This is a genomic window from Tangfeifania diversioriginum, from assembly GCF_900141875.1.
Lineage (GTDB): Bacteria > Bacteroidota > Bacteroidia > Bacteroidales > Prolixibacteraceae > Tangfeifania > Tangfeifania diversioriginum.
On record NZ_FQZE01000001.1, the window covers coordinates 146713 to 164520 of the forward strand.

At 42.7% G+C, this 17808-nt stretch carries 14 protein-coding genes; 9 read left to right on the top strand and 5 right to left on the bottom strand.

Features of this window, described 5'->3' with window-relative positions:
* Positions 1–73 precede the first annotated feature (73 nt).
* From infB to rimP, 3 genes are all read right to left on the bottom strand, one after another.
* Positions 74–3088, bottom strand: coding sequence for a translation initiation factor IF-2 (infB, locus tag BUC07_RS00650; protein WP_073164017.1), 3015 nt, complete (start codon positions 3086–3088; stop codon positions 74–76).
* A gap of 102 nt (positions 3089–3190) precedes the next feature.
* Entirely contained in the window at positions 3191–4426 is a 1236-nt protein-coding gene (gene nusA, locus BUC07_RS00655) for a transcription termination factor NusA (RefSeq protein WP_073164020.1), read from the bottom strand.
* Positions 4427–4428: 2 nt separating this feature from the next.
* On the bottom strand, positions 4429–4902 hold the full coding sequence (gene rimP / locus BUC07_RS00660) for a ribosome assembly cofactor RimP (RefSeq protein WP_073164023.1): 474 nt from the start codon (positions 4900–4902) through the stop codon (positions 4429–4431).
* A gap of 274 nt (positions 4903–5176) precedes the next feature.
* Between rimP and BUC07_RS00665 the strand changes: the two genes are divergently transcribed.
* Genes BUC07_RS00665 through lpxA form a run of 4 tightly spaced genes read left to right on the top strand, consistent with a single transcriptional unit; the run spans position 5177 to position 9725 of the window.
* Positions 5177–6433 (top strand): HD domain-containing protein, encoded by a 1257-nt coding sequence (locus BUC07_RS00665; RefSeq protein ID WP_245792592.1) that lies wholly within the window; start codon positions 5177–5179, stop codon positions 6431–6433.
* 36 nt (positions 6434–6469) lie between these two features.
* Positions 6470–7528, top strand: coding sequence for a UDP-3-O-(3-hydroxymyristoyl)glucosamine N-acyltransferase (lpxD, locus tag BUC07_RS00670; RefSeq protein ID WP_073164026.1), 1059 nt, complete (start codon positions 6470–6472; stop codon positions 7526–7528).
* A 9-nt stretch (positions 7529–7537) separates the two neighbouring features.
* Complete coding sequence (locus tag BUC07_RS00675) at positions 7538–8926, top strand: bifunctional UDP-3-O-[3-hydroxymyristoyl] N-acetylglucosamine deacetylase/3-hydroxyacyl-ACP dehydratase (protein ID WP_073164030.1); 1389 nt, start codon at positions 7538–7540, stop codon at positions 8924–8926.
* Positions 8927–8942: 16 nt separating this feature from the next.
* Positions 8943–9725 carry an acyl-ACP--UDP-N-acetylglucosamine O-acyltransferase gene (gene lpxA / locus BUC07_RS00680; RefSeq protein WP_073164033.1) on the top strand — a complete coding sequence of 261 codons (783 nt, stop codon included), beginning with the start codon at positions 8943–8945 and terminating at the stop codon, positions 9723–9725.
* A gap of 93 nt (positions 9726–9818) precedes the next feature.
* Here lpxA and BUC07_RS00685 read toward each other — a convergent pair whose 3' ends face one another.
* On the bottom strand, positions 9819–10523 hold the full coding sequence (locus BUC07_RS00685; RefSeq protein ID WP_073164036.1) for a basic secretory protein-like protein: 705 nt from the start codon (positions 10521–10523) through the stop codon (positions 9819–9821).
* A gap of 19 nt (positions 10524–10542) precedes the next feature.
* Complete coding sequence (thiL, locus tag BUC07_RS00690) at positions 10543–11580, bottom strand: thiamine-phosphate kinase (RefSeq protein WP_073164039.1); 1038 nt, start codon at positions 11578–11580, stop codon at positions 10543–10545.
* Between the two features lie 132 nt (positions 11581–11712).
* Between thiL and sufB the strand changes: the two genes are divergently transcribed.
* The 5 genes from sufB (at position 11713) to BUC07_RS00715 (ending at position 17755) form a co-directional block, all read left to right on the top strand.
* Entirely contained in the window at positions 11713–13158 is a 1446-nt protein-coding gene (gene sufB / locus BUC07_RS00695; protein ID WP_073164362.1) for a Fe-S cluster assembly protein SufB, read from the top strand.
* A 141-nt stretch (positions 13159–13299) separates the two neighbouring features.
* Positions 13300–14052 (top strand): Fe-S cluster assembly ATPase SufC, encoded by a 753-nt coding sequence (gene sufC / locus BUC07_RS00700; RefSeq protein WP_073164042.1) that lies wholly within the window; start codon positions 13300–13302, stop codon positions 14050–14052.
* 1 nt (position 14053) lies between these two features.
* Positions 14054–15421 (top strand): Fe-S cluster assembly protein SufD, encoded by a 1368-nt coding sequence (gene sufD / locus BUC07_RS00705; protein ID WP_073164045.1) that lies wholly within the window; start codon positions 14054–14056, stop codon positions 15419–15421.
* Positions 15422–15540: 119 nt separating this feature from the next.
* A complete protein-coding gene (locus BUC07_RS00710) occupies positions 15541–16761 on the top strand; it encodes an aminotransferase class V-fold PLP-dependent enzyme (protein WP_073164048.1) in 1221 nt (406 codons plus the stop codon).
* A gap of 1 nt (position 16762) precedes the next feature.
* Positions 16763–17755 (top strand): bile acid:sodium symporter family protein, encoded by a 993-nt coding sequence (locus BUC07_RS00715; protein WP_073164051.1) that lies wholly within the window; start codon positions 16763–16765, stop codon positions 17753–17755.
* Positions 17756–17808 lie beyond the last annotated feature (53 nt).

Consider the following 17808-nt stretch of genomic DNA (forward strand, 5'->3'; position numbering starts at 1 on the left):
AAAAAGCCTGAATATACCGGCTTTTTACTATATCAAAAATTAATTATTCCTGAAAAATTTGCTCTTTGGAAAATTACAAATGCTTGGCCACTTCAACTTCCTGGAAGGCTTCCACATGGTCGCCCACTTTAATATCGTTGAAATTTTCAACGTTCAATCCACATTCGTAACCGTTCTTCACTTCTTTCGCATCATCTTTAAAGCGTTTCAGCGAACCAAGGTTCCCGGTATAAATGACAATACCATCGCGAATAACTCTTACTTTTGAATTGCGGTTTATTTTGCCGTCGCGGACAATACAGCCGGCTACAGAACCAACTTTTGTAATTTTGAATACTTCCATTACTTCGGCTGTTCCGGTAATTTCCTCTTTTATATCGGGCGAAAGCATGCCCTCCATAGCGGTCCTGATTTCGTTAATTGCATCGTAAATAATAGAGTACAAACGAATATCGATTTGTTCGCGCTCTGCAAGTTTGCGTGCACTAAGCGACGGCCTTACCTGGAAACCAATTACAATGGCTTCGGAAGCTGCTGCCAGCAAAATGTCAGATTCTGAAATCTGGCCAACAGCTTTGTGTTTCACGTTTACCTGAATCTCTTCGGTAGAAAGTTTAATCAGTGAATCGGAAAGTGCTTCAACTGAACCGTCCACGTCACCTTTAATAATCAGGTTCAATTCCTGGAAATTACCAATGGCAATTCTGCGGCCAATCTCGTCGAGCGTAATATGTTTCTGTGAGCGCAGCCCCTGTTCGCGTGCAAGTTGTTCGCGTTTATTGGCAATGCCCCGGGCATCGCGTTCATTTTCCATCACATGGAAATTATCGCCTGCCTGCGGTGCTCCGTCGAGTCCCAGAATAATTGCCGGTTGGGCCGGCCCGGCCTCTTCAATCTTTTGGTTACGCTCATTAAACATAGCTTTTATATGCCCAAAATATTGCCCCGCCAGCACAATATCGCCTGATTTCAGGGTGCCCGACTGAACCAGTACGGTAGCCACATAACCGCGTCCGCGGTCAAGTGAAGATTCAATAATGGTACCGGCTGCTCTTTTCTTCGGATTTGCGTTCAATTCAAGCATTTCGGCTTCCAGCAGTACTTTCTCCAGTAAATCTTCAATTCCCTTGCCCTGCTTGGCCGAAATATCGTGCGACTGGTATTTACCACCCCATTCTTCAACAAGGTAGTTCATATTGGCCAGCTCTTCCTTAATCCTTTCGGGATTGGCGCCTGGTTTGTCGATTTTATTAATAGCAAATACAATTGGCACGCCAGCTGCTGATGCGTGGTTGATAGCTTCAACTGTTTGCGGCATCACGTTATCGTCAGCAGCAACAATAATAATTGCAATATCAGTTACCTGTGCACCACGGGCACGCATTGCCGTAAAAGCCTCGTGGCCTGGAGTATCCAGAAACGTAATGTCTTTCCCTTCGTCGAGTGTTACATGGTAAGCACCAATATGTTGAGTAATTCCACCGGCTTCACCGGCAATTACGTTGGTACTCCTAATATAGTCGAGCAGCGAAGTTTTACCGTGGTCAACGTGCCCCATTACAGTAACAATGGGCGAACGCGGAACAAGATTTTCTTCTGAATCTTCTTCATCGGCATCATCAATCGATTCCTGTATATCAGCGCTTACAAATTCAACTTTATATCCAAACTCATCGGCTACCACTGTAAGGGTTTCTGCGTCGAGCCGCTGATTTATGGAAACAAACAAGCCCAGGCTCATACATGTGGAAATAACTTCATTTACATTTACATCCATCATGTTGGCCAGTTCGCTCACCGACACAAATTCGGTAGCTTTCAATATTTTCTTTTCCTGGTTTGATTTTTCCAGGTCGGCCTGTTTCTTTTCACTTACGGCAGCCCTTTTATCGCGGCGGTGTTTTGAACCTTTTGATTTGCCTTTTGAAGTTAAGCGGGCCAGCGTGTTTTTAATTTGCTTTTGTACTTCTTCCTCGTCAACCTCTTTTTTAAGTTGTGGTTTTTTCTTTTTGGCGCCTTGCTTGGTGAGTTTCTGAGTGGTTCTTTTTCTTCCTTCCTGCGGCTTATCTTCAAACCGTATTTTCCCTGGATCTTTAATCCTTTTGCGGCGTTTCTTCCGTGAAGAACCTTCAGAAGAATCTTTATGTTTTTTCGCTTTCTTTTCAGGAAGATCGATTTTACCAACTACAGTAGGCCCATTCAGTTTGTTCCTCTGTGCCTTTATAGTTTCGTCTTTTTCCTGTTCCTTATCCGTAGTTTCTTTTTTCTGTTCGCGGGCTTTTCCACGGGCGGCCTCTTTCTGGCGCCTTCTTTCTTCCCTTTCTTTTTCCCTCTCTTTTTTCGATTTTTTCGAAGGCCTTGTTTTCTGATTTAAGGCTTCGAGATTTATGCGGCCAACAACTTTAACGTCGTCAACATGTGTTTTTTTCTCCTCTTTTTCCTCTTCCTTCTCAACCTTTTCTTCAGGTATTTCAGGCTGAGGTTGTTCTTTTTCAGCTTTAATTTCTTCTGGCTGTTCCTCTTTTGGTGGCTCCGTTTTTTCTTCGGTTTTAGGTTTCTCTTTCGATTCAGCTTTTTTCTCTTTCTTCGATTCGGTTGCTTCTTTTTCAGCTTTTTTCTTAGCTGCTTTTTTTGAAGCCTCCAAATCAATTTTTCCTACAACCTTTATTTTATCCTCGTGAGCCGGTTTTTCAACAGGGGCTTCTTCCTCTTCTTCCTTTTCAGCTTTTGAGGGTTCAGGCTCACCTGGTTTTTCAGGGGTTTTTTCTTCAGCTTTTTCTTCAACCTCCTCTTCTTCAATCTCCTCTTCTTCCTCTTCTTCTTCGAGCTCTTCTTCTTCGTTGTCAATAGAAATAACTTCCTGCTTCGGACGATGACTTTTAAGAATTATTTTTTCTGATTCTTTTTTCAGGTTTAAATCAATCTTATATTCTTTTTCAAGAAGTTCGACCGCTTCTGCAGAAACTTTAGTATTAGGATTTGTATCATAATCAAACCCTTTTTTGTGCAGAAATTCCACAATAGTGTGAATCCCCACATTGAATTCTCTTGCAAGTTTACTAAGCCTTATTGTCTTGCCTGCTGTCATATAAATTTTTTATTTTCTTTTCGTATCCCTATAGCTAAAGTACTCTGCAAGTTTAAACAAAAGCTTTTACAGTAGTTTTAAATTTAGCTTATTTTTTAAAAATTACTCAAATTCCGACTTGAGGATATTCAGCACATTGTCGATGGTCTCTTCCTCGAGGTCGGTGCGTTTAATTAAATCGCTGCGCGAAATATTGAGTACATTTTTAGCTGTGTCACAACCAATGGCTTTCAATGCGTCAATAACCCAATCTTCAATTTCATCGGTAAATTCATCGAGGTTCACATCTTCGTCATCCTCTTCTGTTTCGCGGAACACATCAATTTCGTAACCAGTAAGCTGGCTTGCCAGCCTGATGTTTAGTCCACCTTTCCCGATAGCAAGTGATACTTCGTCGGGTTTCAGGTACACTTCAGCTCTTTTATCTTCCTCGTTTATTTTAATATCGAGAATTTTTGCCGGATTCAGTGACCGTTTAATGTAGAGCTGCGTGTTGGCAGAATAGTTGATTACATCAATGTTTTCGTTACGCAACTCGCGCACAATGCCGTGTATGCGTGAACCTTTCATTCCCACACAGGCCCCAACCGGGTCAACCCGCTCGTCGTACGATTCTACGGCAACTTTGGCTCGCTCGCCCGGCACTCTTACAATATTTTTAATGGTAATGAGGCCATCAAAAATTTCGGGTATTTCCAATTCAAACAAACGCTCGAGGAAAACCGGTGCAGTGCGCGACAAAATAATAAGCGGGTTGTTGTTTCGCAATTCAACCTTATATACAATTGCCCTGACGGTATCTCCTTTGCGGAAATAATCGGATGGAATCTGTTCTGACTTGGGCAGGATCAATTCATTGCCTTCGTCGTCAAGAATCAGGATTTCTTTTTTCCACACCTGGTAAACCTCGCCGGTAACAATGTCGCCGATTTTGTCTTTATATTTTCCGTAAATGTGATCTTTTTCAAGTTCCAGAATTTTACTGGCCAGGTTCTGCCGCAGGGTTAAAATGGCCCGGCGGCCAAAGTCAATTAACTTCACCTCATCGGTTACCTCTTCGCCCACCTCGTAGTCAGTGTCAATTTTTTGGGCATCGGTCAATGTGATTTGCAGGTTTGGATCTTCCAGCTCGCCATCTTCAACCACTTCGCGGTTTCTCCAAATTTCAAAGTCACCTTTATCAATATTGATAATTACATCAAAATTTTCATCGGTACCATACTGCCTAATCAGCACACTGCGAAAAACATCTTCGAGTACACTCATCATGGTTACCCGGTCGATGTTCTTCAATTCTTTGAATTCGGCAAAAGTATCTATCAGATTAATATTTTCCATCTTTAATTCGCTTTTTTAAATGAAACAACAACTTTTGCGCTTTTTATTTCGCCATATTTTAACTGATGTTCTTTTACTATCAACTGCTTTTTTTTATGCCCTTCTACCCGTTCGCGTTTGGCCGTTTTCAATACAATTTCTTCGTCGCCTGCATCCAGCAACTCGCCTTCGAGTTTGATGCCTTCGGCAGTTACAATTTCAACATTGTGGCCCACATTTTTCAGGTATTGTTCTTTTACCCTGAAGGGTTCTGAAAGGCCGGGTGAAGAAACCTGCAGCTCAAAGTCTTCTTTATCGCGATCAAGCTTTTGTTCGAGTCCGCGGCTAATTTGCACGCACTGGTCGATTGTTAACCCTTCGAAACTATCGATAAAAACTTTTATCACATTCGAAGCATTCACATTCACCTCTACCAGGAACATGTTTTCATCCAGTTGCTCCTTTACAAACGCTGTTATTTTCTTTTTATCTACCATTAATAACCAGTAACAAAATAGGGAACCGGCGGTCCCCTATTTCAGGCTTTTCCAAAAATCTCCGCAAAAATAGTAATTTCTTCATTAAAACACAAAAAAAGAAAGTTTATAAACCACTGATTTTAAAGAATAAAAAATGTTTTACTATTTTCCGCAGCCAAAATAGCGGTTTCATCAATAAAAAGCCCAAATAGCAAAAAATTCACAAAGATGATAAATGCCTTATAACGAATTAATTAAAGTTTTGTAGTTTTGCCCTTTCAAAAAAACAATTGTGGATCAAAACAATATCAATAAGAAAAAAATCATTAACGACCCGGTTTTCGGTTTCATTACTTTACAATCGGAATTGATTTTTGATATACTGGAACACCCTTACATGCAGCGGCTGCGAAGGATCAAGCAACTGGGGTTTTCATTTATGGTTTACCCCGGCGCCAATCATTCGCGTTTTGAACATGTGCTGGGTGCAAGCCATTTAATGGGTCAGGCCATATCGGTTTTGAGGCTGAAAGGCCATGAAATTACGGAGGAAGAAGCCGATGCGGTTACCATTGCCATTTTGTTGCACGACATTGGCCACGCTCCGTTTTCGCATGTGCTCGAAAACTCACTGGTTGAAGTCGCCCACGAAGAGTTGTCGTTGCTTTTAATGAATGAAATGAACCGGCAGTTTAACGGCCGCCTGACCCTGGCCATCGAGATTTTTCAGAACAAGTACAAAAAGAAATTTTTGCACCAGCTGGTAACAGGACAACTCGACATGGACCGGCTGGATTACCTGAGCCGCGACAGCTTTTTTACAGGCGTTGCAGAGGGAGTGGTTGGAATTGACCGGATCATTAAAATGCTTAACGTTTGGGACGACCAACTGGCAGTCGATTTAAAAGGAATTTACTCCATCGAAAAATTCCTGATTGCACGGCGCCTCATGTACTGGCAGGTGTACCTTCATAAAACGGTTGTTTCGGCCGAATTTCTGCTCATAGGTATTTTAAAAAGGGCAAAAGATTTGTTTTCGGCAGGGCACCAGCTGTTTGCAACTCCTACTCTCGAGGTCTTCCTGAAAAACAATTTTACTTCTCAAAACTTTTGGGACAACCTGAATGTTGAAGGAAAGACCGTTTTGGAATGGTTTGCCCAGCTCGATGATAACGACATCATTTCGTCGGTAAAGGAGTGGCAGTTTCATAGTGATCCTGTTCTTTCCTCGCTGTCTAAAAGTCTTATACAAAGAAGATTATTCAAAGTGAAATTGAAAAAGAAACCCGTCTCAAAAAAATGGAAAGAAAAAATGCTACAACACATTACCGATGAAATAACCGGCGACCCGGAACTGGCCAAATATTTCCTGATGACAGGGGAAATTACAAACAATGCCTACAACCGAAATACTGAGAATATTAAAATACTTTTCAAAAACGGAAAAGTAAAAGATATGGAAAAAGCGTCGGATATTAACCTGGCAGCTTTTACCAAAACCGTGCGGAAATTTTTCGCCTGTTATCCAAAAGAATTGGACATTAATTAGTTTAAAACTATATTTGCACCGCTTAAAAAAAGTTGAATGGAATTTAAAGCTACAGACATTGCTGCATTTCTGAAAGGAGAAGTTGTTGGTGACGGCAATGTTGTTGTTACAAATGTATCGAAAATTGAAGATGGTAAACCTGGCACACTTTCTTTTTTTGCCAATGCTAAATACGAAAGTTACGTTTACAATACAAATGCTTCAATTGTGCTGGTGAATAAAAGCTTCGAACCAAAATCAGAAGTTATTGCCACACTTATAAAAGTTGATGATGCCTACCAGGCATTTTCCTCTTTACTCGATCTGTACCAGCTCACCAAAAAAGACACCAGAAAAGGGATAGAACAGCCCAGTTTTATTGATGAAACGGCTGCCACCGGCGATAATTTTTACCTCGGGGCGTTTGGGTACGTGGGTAAAAACGTTAAAATCGGCAATAATGTAAAACTGTTTCCGCAGGTGCATATTGGCAACAATGTGACCATTGGCGACAATTGCATTTTTTATGCCGGAGCCAAAGTTTACGACGACTGTGTAATAGGCAACAATTGCATTGTCCATGCCGGGGCGGTTATCGGCTCCGATGGTTTTGGCTTCGCCCCGCAACCCGACGGCACCTACAAAAAAATTCCGCAAATCGGAAATGTTATTCTCGAAGATAATGTGGATATTGGTGCCAATACTACTATCGACTGCGGAACTTTTGAGTCAACTATTATACGTAAAGGAGTAAAAATTGACAACCTGGTACAGGTAGCGCACAATTGCGAAATTGGCGAAAACACAGTTATTGCAGCGCAAACAGGACTGGCCGGCACAACCAAAGTGGGTAAAAATTGCAAATTTGGAGGACAGGTTGGCCTGGCAGGACATTTAGAAATTGGCGACAATGTAAACATTGGTGCACAATCAGGTGTTTCCAATTCAATAAAAGATAACGAAACAGTTCTTCTTACACCGGCTCACAATATAAAAGATGCGGTCCGTACAGCCATTGTTTTCAAAAACCTGCCCAAACTCAGAGATGAAGTTATTCAACTTCGGAAAGATGTAAAATCACTTCAAAACAGCACCTCTACTGATTCGAAGAAATAACATAAGCATATGGTTGTAAAGCAAAAAACATTAGCAAATTCATTTAAAATTGAAGGAAAAGGCCTGCATACGGGAGTTGATGTAGTCATGAACTTTTTGCCGGCCCCCGAAAACCACGGATTTAAATTTAAAAGAGTTGACCTTGAAGAACAAACGATAATAGATGCCGACGTTGATTTGGTGGTGGACACTTCGAGAGGCACCCTGCTTGAAAAAGACGGTGCCCGGATTGGAACAATCGAACATGCACTGGCAGCACTCATTGGAATGGACCTCGACAACGTGCTGATAGAAGTCAACAACGAAGAAGCTCCCATTATGGACGGGAGTTCGAAATATTTTGTCGAAGCCATTGAAAATGCCGGAATCGTTGAGCAAGATGCAGAACGAGAATATTTCGAGATAAAAGAAAAAATTGAAATATTCGATGAAAAATCAGGGGCTGAAATTATTGCACTACCCGACGACGACTATCATATTAATGTAATGATATCGTTTAAATCGAGAGTGCTGAACAACCAATATGCAACCCTCGAATCGATAAGTAAATTTAAAGAAGAAATAGCCAACTGCCGCACATTTGTATTTTTGCACGAGCTTGAATTTTTGCTCAACAATAACCTTATTAAAGGAGGCGAATTAAACAATGCGATAGTTATTATCGACAAAGAAGTTACGCAAGAAGAACTGGATCGCCTTGCCGATTTGTTCCACCACGACAGGGTAGAAGTAAAACCACAGGGCATTTTAAACAACCTCGACCTGCATTTCGATAACGAATGCGCACGGCATAAACTGCTCGATGTAATTGGCGACCTGGCCCTTTGCGGCAAACACATAAAAGGTCGGATAATCGCCTCAAAACCCGGGCATCGCCCCAATACACTTTTTGCACAGGCACTGAAAGATACCTGGAGACAGGTACAGGCAGGCCCTCCTGAATACGATCCAAATGCAAAGCCGTTGCTCGATGTAAATCAAATAAAAACATACCTACCCCACAGGTACCCACTTTTAATGGTAGATAAAGTTTTATCGATTACCGAAAAAGAGGTAGTAGGGGTGAAAAGCGTAACTGCCAACGAACACTTTTTTCAGGGACATTTCCCCAACGAACCTGTAATGCCCGGAGTTTTACTTATTGAAGCAATGGCACAAACCGGTGGATTGCTGGTATTATGCGGACTTGAAGGGAAATATTCAACCTATTTTATCCGGATTGACAATGTTAAGTTCCGGAAAAAAGTTGTGCCGGGAGACACCCTGATCTTTAAAATAAATTTAATTTCGCCAATTCGCAGAGGCATTGCAATTATGAAAGGTGTTACCTATGTGGGCGATAAAATTGTTGCCGAAGGCGAATTCATGGCACAAATAGTAAAGCAAACTGAAGAATAATAGAATTAGAAAAAATATGAAACAACCACTGGCTTACGTACATCCTGAAGCAAAAGTTGCTGAAAATGTAGTAATAGAACCTTTTGTATCTATTGACAAAGATGTGGTAATAGGAGAAGGCACACATATTGGCTCCAGCGTAACTATTTTATCGGGAACCCGAATCGGAAAAAACTGCAATATCTTTCCGGGAGCTGTTATTGGAGCAGTTCCACAGGATATGAAATTTAAAGGGGAATATACAACCGTTGAAATTGGCGACAATAACGTTATCCGCGAATATGTAACCATCAACCGCGGAACGGCATCGAAGGGAAAAACCGCACTGGGCGACAATAATTTATTGATGGCCTACGTGCACATAGCACACGATTGCACCCTGGGAAATCATGTCATTCTTGGCAACAACACCCAGCTTGCCGGCGAAGTAGTAGTTGACGACTGGGCAATTATTTCGGGGATGACCGGTGTTCACCAGTTTTGCCGAGTAGGCTCGCATGTGATGATTGGCGGTGGTTCACTTGTCCGTAAAGATGTGCCCCCGTTTATTAAAGCCAGCCGCGAGCCACTTTCGTATGTTGGAATCAACTCTATCGGGCTGCGGCGCCGGAATTTCACCAACGAAAAAATCAGGGAAGTTCAGGAGATTTACCGGTACATTTACCAAAAAGGACTGAACACTGCACAAGCCATCGATATTATTGAAACCGAAATGCCCGCCACCCAGGAGCGCGATGAAGTGTTGCTTTTTGTAAAAGACTCAAAACGTGGAATTATCAGGGGCTATTACCCGGATTAATTTCGACTTGAAATATTTAAAAATTGAATGGCAATGTAAATACATTGCCATTTTTGTTTCCGGAAAAACAATACAATTCAATTGACCCTTAACTTACAAAAGTACCGGATTTGTAATGTACTCTTTCCACAATTCATCCACCGATTTCCCGGTTAATTCTACCCAAACTTCATCCCGGTACTTGTGTTCCCGCATCACCTTGTCCAGCTTGTCAACAATCTTTTCATCTTTTTTTTCTTCTAACCATGCAAGAAACCGCGCTGTTATCCGGTAAGAGTTGGTATAATTTTGGTCCGGATTTACATCGGGTAATTTCCAGCCTGCAACCTCATTGCCTACCCCATACCTGTAACGTACATAATCGGCAATGCCTTCGGTCAACCACCACGGGCCGTTAGTCCTACCGTAATCCTGCACAATGTGCATCACTTCGTGGGTTACTACATCAATATCGTCAGGATTTTTTTCATACCATGCCGGGCTAAATACCACCCTGCCGCCGGAGGTGGCTGCCACACCCTCGTATTTTGGTTCAATAACAAAAACAACTTTAGGTGCTGCTTCCTGATTGAACCGGTTTACAAGTTCCGGGTAAACTTCAAAAAAAGTTTCTTTCAATTTTTCAGAAATTGCATCACTGAAATCAGAATCTTTATTGATGAAAATTAATGTGAATCCATCGCGGGTAAGGGAATCTTTTTCAATATAATTTTCCTCTTCTGCCAAATTAGTGGCCGATATGGATAAAACTGGGATTGTAAATAACACTACAAAAAGTAAAATTGCTCTTCTATTCATTTTTTCTGATTTAAATATTTTATTTCTGATGGTTCCAGCCCTGCGCCTGCAAAGGAATTTCAGAGCCACCTGCTGCAATAAGGTGTGCTCCTGCCGATTCATTCACCATCTCACCTATCGCGGTAAAATCGGGATCGTTTTTCAGTTTTTCGTAATCTTCCGGCGAAACCGTAAAAAGCAGTTCATAATCTTCGCCACCATTCAGCGCCGAAACCAACGGATTGATGTTCAGCTCTTCCGCCATTTTTTTGGTTTGGTTGTCCATTGGTACTTTTGATTCATCCAACCTGCACCCCACTTTTGATCCGTTGCACAAGTGCATGATTTCGGAAGAAAGCCCGTCTGAAATATCAATCATCGATGTGGGTTTGATGCCAATTTTTTTGAAAGCCGCAATAACATCGGGACGAGTTTCGGGTTTCAGCTGCCGCTCCAAAATGTAATCGTACCCTTCGAGCTGAGGCTGCATATTATCGTTTACCTTGAACACTTCATTTTCGCGCTCGAGCAGTTGAAGCCCCATGTAGGCACCTCCCAAATCGCCGGAAACACAAAGGATATCGCCCTCTTTTGCCCCGCTCCGGTAAACCAGGTCATCTTTGGCTGCTTCGCCCAGTACACTCACGCTAATAGTTAAACCAGTGAGCGAGCTGGTAGTGTCTCCTCCTACCAAATCAATTCCGTATTTTTCGCAGGCCAGATGAATGCCCGAGTACAATTCTTCCACAGCTTCCACCGAAAATTTATTCGACAAAGCAATGTTCACGGTAATTTGCCGGGGTTGTGCATTCATTGCAAAAATATCGGAAAGATTCACCACCACCGATTTGTAACCGAGGTGTTTCAGTGGAACATACATCAGGTTAAAATGTATGCCTTCGGTAAGCAGGTCGGTGGAAAACACCACACACTTATCGCCATAATTTAAAACTGCGGCATCGTCGCCAACGCCTTTTAAGGTACTCTCATTTTTTAACTGAATATTTTTGGTCAGCCTGTCTATCAAACCAAATTCTCCCAGTTCCGAAATCCGTGTATGTTCTTTTTCTTTACTCATTGTTAATTAAAGACAAATTGGTATGGAATAATCAATCCAAACCACAAAAATACCTATACTTTTATATCTTTGCAATTGTATTTGGTAAACAGTCTGGATAAAGGATTGTTAATTCAAAAAAGTGAATTAAATATGACAGACCAGGACAAAATATTATCTGAAGTAACGCAGAGTGAGTATAAATACGGATTTTTCTCCGATATTGAAACCGATATCATAGATAAAGGTTTGAATGAGAATGTAGTCCGTACAATTTGGGAGAAGAAAAACGAGCCCGATTTCATGCTTGAATTCCGGTTGGAGGCATTCAGGAAATGGAAGAAAATGAAAATGCCCGATTGGGCCTACCTGAAAGTACCTCCCATCGATTTCCAGAATATCAGCTACTATGCGGCTCCGAAGAAAAAACCGCAGTATGAAAGCCTGGATGAGGTTGATCCGGAATTGCTCGAAACATTCAACAAGCTGGGAATTCCGCTCGAAGAACAAAAACATTTGGCGGGAGTAGCCGTAGATGCTGTAATGGACAGCGTTTCAGTAAAAACTACTTTTAAAGAAACGCTCGCAGAACAAGGCATTATATTTTGTTCGTTCAGCGAAGCATTGCAGGAGCATCCTGATTTGGTGCGCAAATACATCGGTCAATCAGTACCGGTGAACGACAACTTTTTTGCAGCGCTGAATTCAGCAGTTTTCAGCGATGGGTCGTTCTGCTATATTCCCAAAGGCGTGAAATGCCCGATGGAATTATCGACCTACTTCCGGATTAATTCTGCCAACACCGGCCAGTTTGAACGGACACTTATTGTAGCCGACGACGACAGCTACGTGAGTTACCTCGAAGGCTGCACCGCTCCGCAACGCGACGAAAACCAGTTGCACGCCGCAGTAGTTGAAATTATTGCGCTTGACCGCGCAGAAGTGAAATATTCTACGGTACAAAACTGGTTCCCTGGCGACAAAAACGGAAAGGGCGGGGTTTACAATTTTGTAACCAAACGAGGAATTTGCCGCGGCGAATCGTCCAAAATCAGCTGGACACAAGTGGAAACCGGATCGGCAGTAACCTGGAAATACCCCAGCTGCATTCTGATTGGCGATAATTCCATTGGCGAATTCAACTCGGTAGCTGTTACTAACAACCACCAGCAGGCCGACACCGGCTCGAAAATGATACACATTGGCAAAAACACCAAAAGCACCATTATTTCAAAAGGGATTTCGGCAGGTGAAAGCGACAATTCCTACCGTGGTTTGGTGAAAGTTTTGCCCGGTGCAAAAAATTCGCGAAATTTCTCACAGTGCGACTCGTTGCTGCTGAACGATACCTGCGGCGCACATACTTTCCCCTACATCGAAGTGGGAAACAAATCATCGATTGTGGAACACGAGGCAACTACCTCAAAAATTGGCGAGGACCAGATTTTCTACTGCAACCAGCGGGGAATCGATACCGAAAAAGCAATCGGCATGATTGTGAACGGATACGCCAAAGAGGTACTCAACAAGCTGCCGATGGAGTTTGCTGTTGAAGCACAAAAACTACTTGAAATCAGCCTCGAAGGCAGCGTGGGATAGTGCCCCTCCCAACATTCCGCCAATTGGCGGAGAGGAGATAAGAAAAAGAAAAAATCGAGAATGAATAAAATAAAGAATAACAATTAAAAAAACGCTCTTTTCTCTCCCCCTTGGGGGAGCCGTAGAGGGCTGTCTTATATTATGCTAACAATTAAAGATTTATATGTTTCCGTAGAAGGAAAAGAAATCCTGAAAGGAATCAACCTTGAAGTGAAACCCGGCGAAATTCATGCCATAATGGGACCCAACGGTTCAGGGAAAAGCACGCTGGCAAATGTGCTGGCAGGAAAAGAAGAATTTGAAGTTACATCAGGTGAAATCATTTACGAAGGGGAAGATTTACTTGAGCTGGAGCCTGAAGATCGTGCCAAAAAAGGAATTTTCCTCAGCTTCCAGTACCCGGTGGAAATTCCCGGCGTACCGATGGTTAATTTTCTGAAAACTGCAGTGAACGAACACCGCAAATTCCGCGGAGAAAAAGAATTTACAGCAGGGGAATTCCTGAAAATGATGCGCCAAAAAGAACAATTGCTCGACATGAACGCGCACCTGACCAACCGTTCTGTTAATGAAGGATTCTCGGGTGGAGAGAAAAAAAAGAATGAAATTTTTCAGATGGCGCTGCTCCAGCCCAAACTGGGTATTTTGGATGAAACCGATTCCGGTCTCGACATCGATGCGCTGAAAACCGTTGCTCACGGAGTAAATGCACTGCGCACTCCTGAAAATGCAACTATTGTGGTTACCCACTATCAGCGTCTGCTCGAGTACATCGTTCCCGACCATGTGCACGTATTGTACAATGGTAAAATTGTAAAATCATCGGGGAAAGAACTGGCACTGGAGCTGGAAGAAAAAGGCTACGACTGGATTAAACAAGAAAACGGAGTGTAACATGAGTGTATTGGTAGAAAAAGCAGATTTATCACTAAAATATACAGGGCACTACAACGATGTAAAAGATCTTCTGACTGAAGGTTCTTCGGATATTCTGAACAGCAAAAGGAACAAAGCTTTTCAGGATTTTGTAATGCAGGGCATCCCCACTCGTAAGAACGAAAATTACAAATACACCAACCTGCAGCCACAGTTTTCGCCCGATTATAAATTCATCCATCAGCGGGAAAAAACTGAATTGGATTTGAACCAGGCTTTCCGGTGCGATGTCCCACAGTTGGATACCCACCTGGCATTTATTTTTAACGGCTGGTATTACGAAGAAAACCGTTCGGTGGGGCAGCTGCCCGAAGGTGTAATTCTTGAAAGCCTTGAAAAAATTGCCATTGAGAAGCCGGAGCTGCTCGAAAAATATGCCCAGCTGGCAAATACCGAAGAAGACCCTTTGGTTGCTCTAAACACAACATTCGCCAAAGACGGCTATTTTTTATATGTGCCCAAAAACACTAAAATAGAGAAGCCCATTCAGCTGATTAATTTCCTGCAGGCCGACAAAGATGCCTTTTCAACACAGCGCAACTTTGTTTATATTGAAGAAGGCGCCGATGTGAAAATGATTATGTGTGATCACACCCTGAATTTGAATTCATACCTGAGCAACTCAGTGACTGAAATCTTTTTGGGGGCCAATGCGCACTTGGAATACTACTCTCTGCAAAACCAGCACAACAAAACCACAAGTTTAAATTCGGTTTTCATTCACCAGGAAAAAGACTCAACAGCAACAACGCTAAATTCTTCGCTTCACGGTGGATTGATCAGAAACAACCTGAAATTTATTCTTAATGGTGAAAATGCAGAAGCCAATTTGTTTGGAATGGCCTTTATCGATCGCAAGCAGCATGTCGATAATTTCACGCAGGTTATCCACGCCAAACCGAACTGCATGAGCAACCAGGTGTATAAAAATGTGCTCGACGATGAATCCACCGGAGCATTTGCCGGTCGCATCCACGTTGTTCGCGATGCACAAAAAACCAACGCATTTCAGCGAAACAACAATTTGTTGCTTACCGACAGTGCCACCATGCAAACCAAGCCACAGCTCATTATCGATGCCGATGATGTAAAATGCAGCCACGGTGCCACAGTGGGACAAATCGACGAGGAAGCGCTGTTCTATTTAAGGGCCCGCGGAATTGACGATAAAAAAGCACGACTAATGATGATGAACGCGTTTGCGCACGAAGTCATTCAGCAAATAAAAGTAGAGCCACTGCGCGACCGTATTGACGAGCTGGTGGACAAACGACTGAAAGGTGAAGTGGCACGCTGCCACGAATGCGCCTATAACTGCGAGTGCTGAAGTACTGCACCGCGCAAAAAATAATAGCCCGCAGCTTCCTTTATACCACATCGGAAATTGCGGGTTTCTTTTTTTAAAGATGGTTTTTCTACCTTTAAACCCAGTTAAATTTTTATACGATGAACTACGACATCAACAAAATAAGGAGCTATTTCCCGGTTTTAAAACAGCAGGTTTACAACAAACCGCTGGTATATCTGGATAATGCAGCTACCACCCAAAAAACGGTTAAAGTGTTAATGGCTCAGGAAAAGCTTCATAACGATTATTACGGAAACATTCACCGGGCAGCACACTACATGGCCGACAAATCCACTGCCGATTTTGAGGAGACACGCGACAAAGTGCAAAAATTCATCAATGCCGGAGCAAGGGAAGAAATCATTTTCACAAAAGGCACCACCGAAAGTGTCAACCTGGTGGCCGCATCGTTTTGCGAACAGTTTATTAAATCAGGAGACGAAATAATTGTTTCTGAAATGGAGCATCACTCCAACATTGTGCCCTGGCAAATACAGGCTATAAACAAAGGCGCCAAAATTGTTAAACTGCCTTTCTCCGATTCCGGCATATTGCAATCGGGTGCCCTTCAGAATTTAATATCATCCAAAACAAAACTGGTGGCTGTAACACATGTTTCCAATGTTTTGGGCACCATCAACCCGGTGAAACAAATTATTGAAACCGCCCACAGCAAAAACATTCCGGTTTTTATCGACGGAGCGCAGGCAGTGCAGCACATCCCGGTGGACGTGCAGGAACTCGATGCCGATTTCTATGCTTTTTCGGCCCATAAAATGTACGGTCCCAACGGAGTGGGCGTCCTTTACGGAAAACGAAAATGGCTCACCGAAATGCCTCCCTACCAGGGAGGTGGCGAAATGATAGCTGAAGTTTCTTTCGACAAAACAACATTCAGCGAAATTCCTTTCAAGTTTGAAGCCGGAACGCCCAACATAACAAGTGTCATCGCTTTTGGGGCTTCCATCGATATGCTTCAGGATATCGGACTTGTAAACATTTGGGAATGGGAGCACGAATTACTTGAATATGCCACTGCCGGACTAAAAGAAATTGAGGGGATGACAATTTACGGCGAAGCGCCCGAAAAATCAAGCGTTATTTCCTTTAATATAGAAGGAGTTCATTCTTTTGACCTCGGAACAATGCTCGACAAAATGGGAATTGCTGTTCGCACCGGTCACCACTGTGCCGACCCGGTGATGCAGCATTACAATATCCCCGGAACTGTGCGGGCTTCATTTGGTCTGTACAACACCAAAGAAGAGATAGACCAATTTTTACATGCCCTGAAAAAAGTGGTGCAAATGTTTGCTTAAAATGAAGAAGTACCTGCCCGACAGAATCATTCAGGCGGGCTTACCCGACTGGTTTATTTCCGGATTGTTCATGATGATTTTGGCAGCCTGGTTGAAACCCGGCATTGGCATGAATCTTCAACCGGTTCATCTCGGGTTGGTCATCGACATTGGGGTAGTACTTATTTTCTTTTTTTACGGCCTTAAACTCGACCCGGCCAGGCTGAAAACCGGCATGAGCAACTGGAAAATGCATGTGGCCATCCAGCTCACCACATTCCTGCTTTTCCCGCTGCTTGTTTTACCATTTTATCCACTGCTTAGAGCAACCAACCTTGAAATTTTCTGGATGGGTATGTTTTTTCTGGCAGCTCTTCCATCCACAGTTTCGTCCTCGGTGGTAATGGTTTCCATCGCGGGCGGTAACATTCCCGGTGCCATTTTCAATGCGAGCCTTTCAGGCATTATTGGCATTGTAATGACCCCATTCTGGATGGGACTTTTTCTAACAAGCCAGTCAACCGGGTTTGACTTTTCACATGTACTACTTCAACTCATCACACAAATTATAGTTCCCGTGGTTGCCGGACTGTTATTGCATCCGTATTTTGTACACTGGGTAAACCGTCACCTGTCCAAACTGGCGACATTCGATAAAATTATCATCCTGCTCATTGTTTACGAATCGTTCAGCCGATCATTTATGTCGGGAATATTTTCATCCGTGAGCTGGCTGACGCTTGGCGGACTTTTCGCAGCAGTTATCCTGCTTTTTTTTATTGTTTTGAATTTCACAGGATGGCTGGCAGGAAAAATGCATTTTCAACGCGAAGATCGAATAACACTTCAATTTGCCGGAACAAAAAAATCGCTGATGCACGGTTCGGTGTTTTCCAGTGTGTTGTTCAACGGTATCACCGGTGCAGGAATTTTTTTGCTGCCCATTATGATTTACCACAGTTTTCAGTTGTTTTACATTAGCATGCGCGCACGAAAAATATCAAAACAACCCTGACCCTGAATAAATTAAAACATCGGTAACAATTCCGGCAAAATGCGGCATAAATT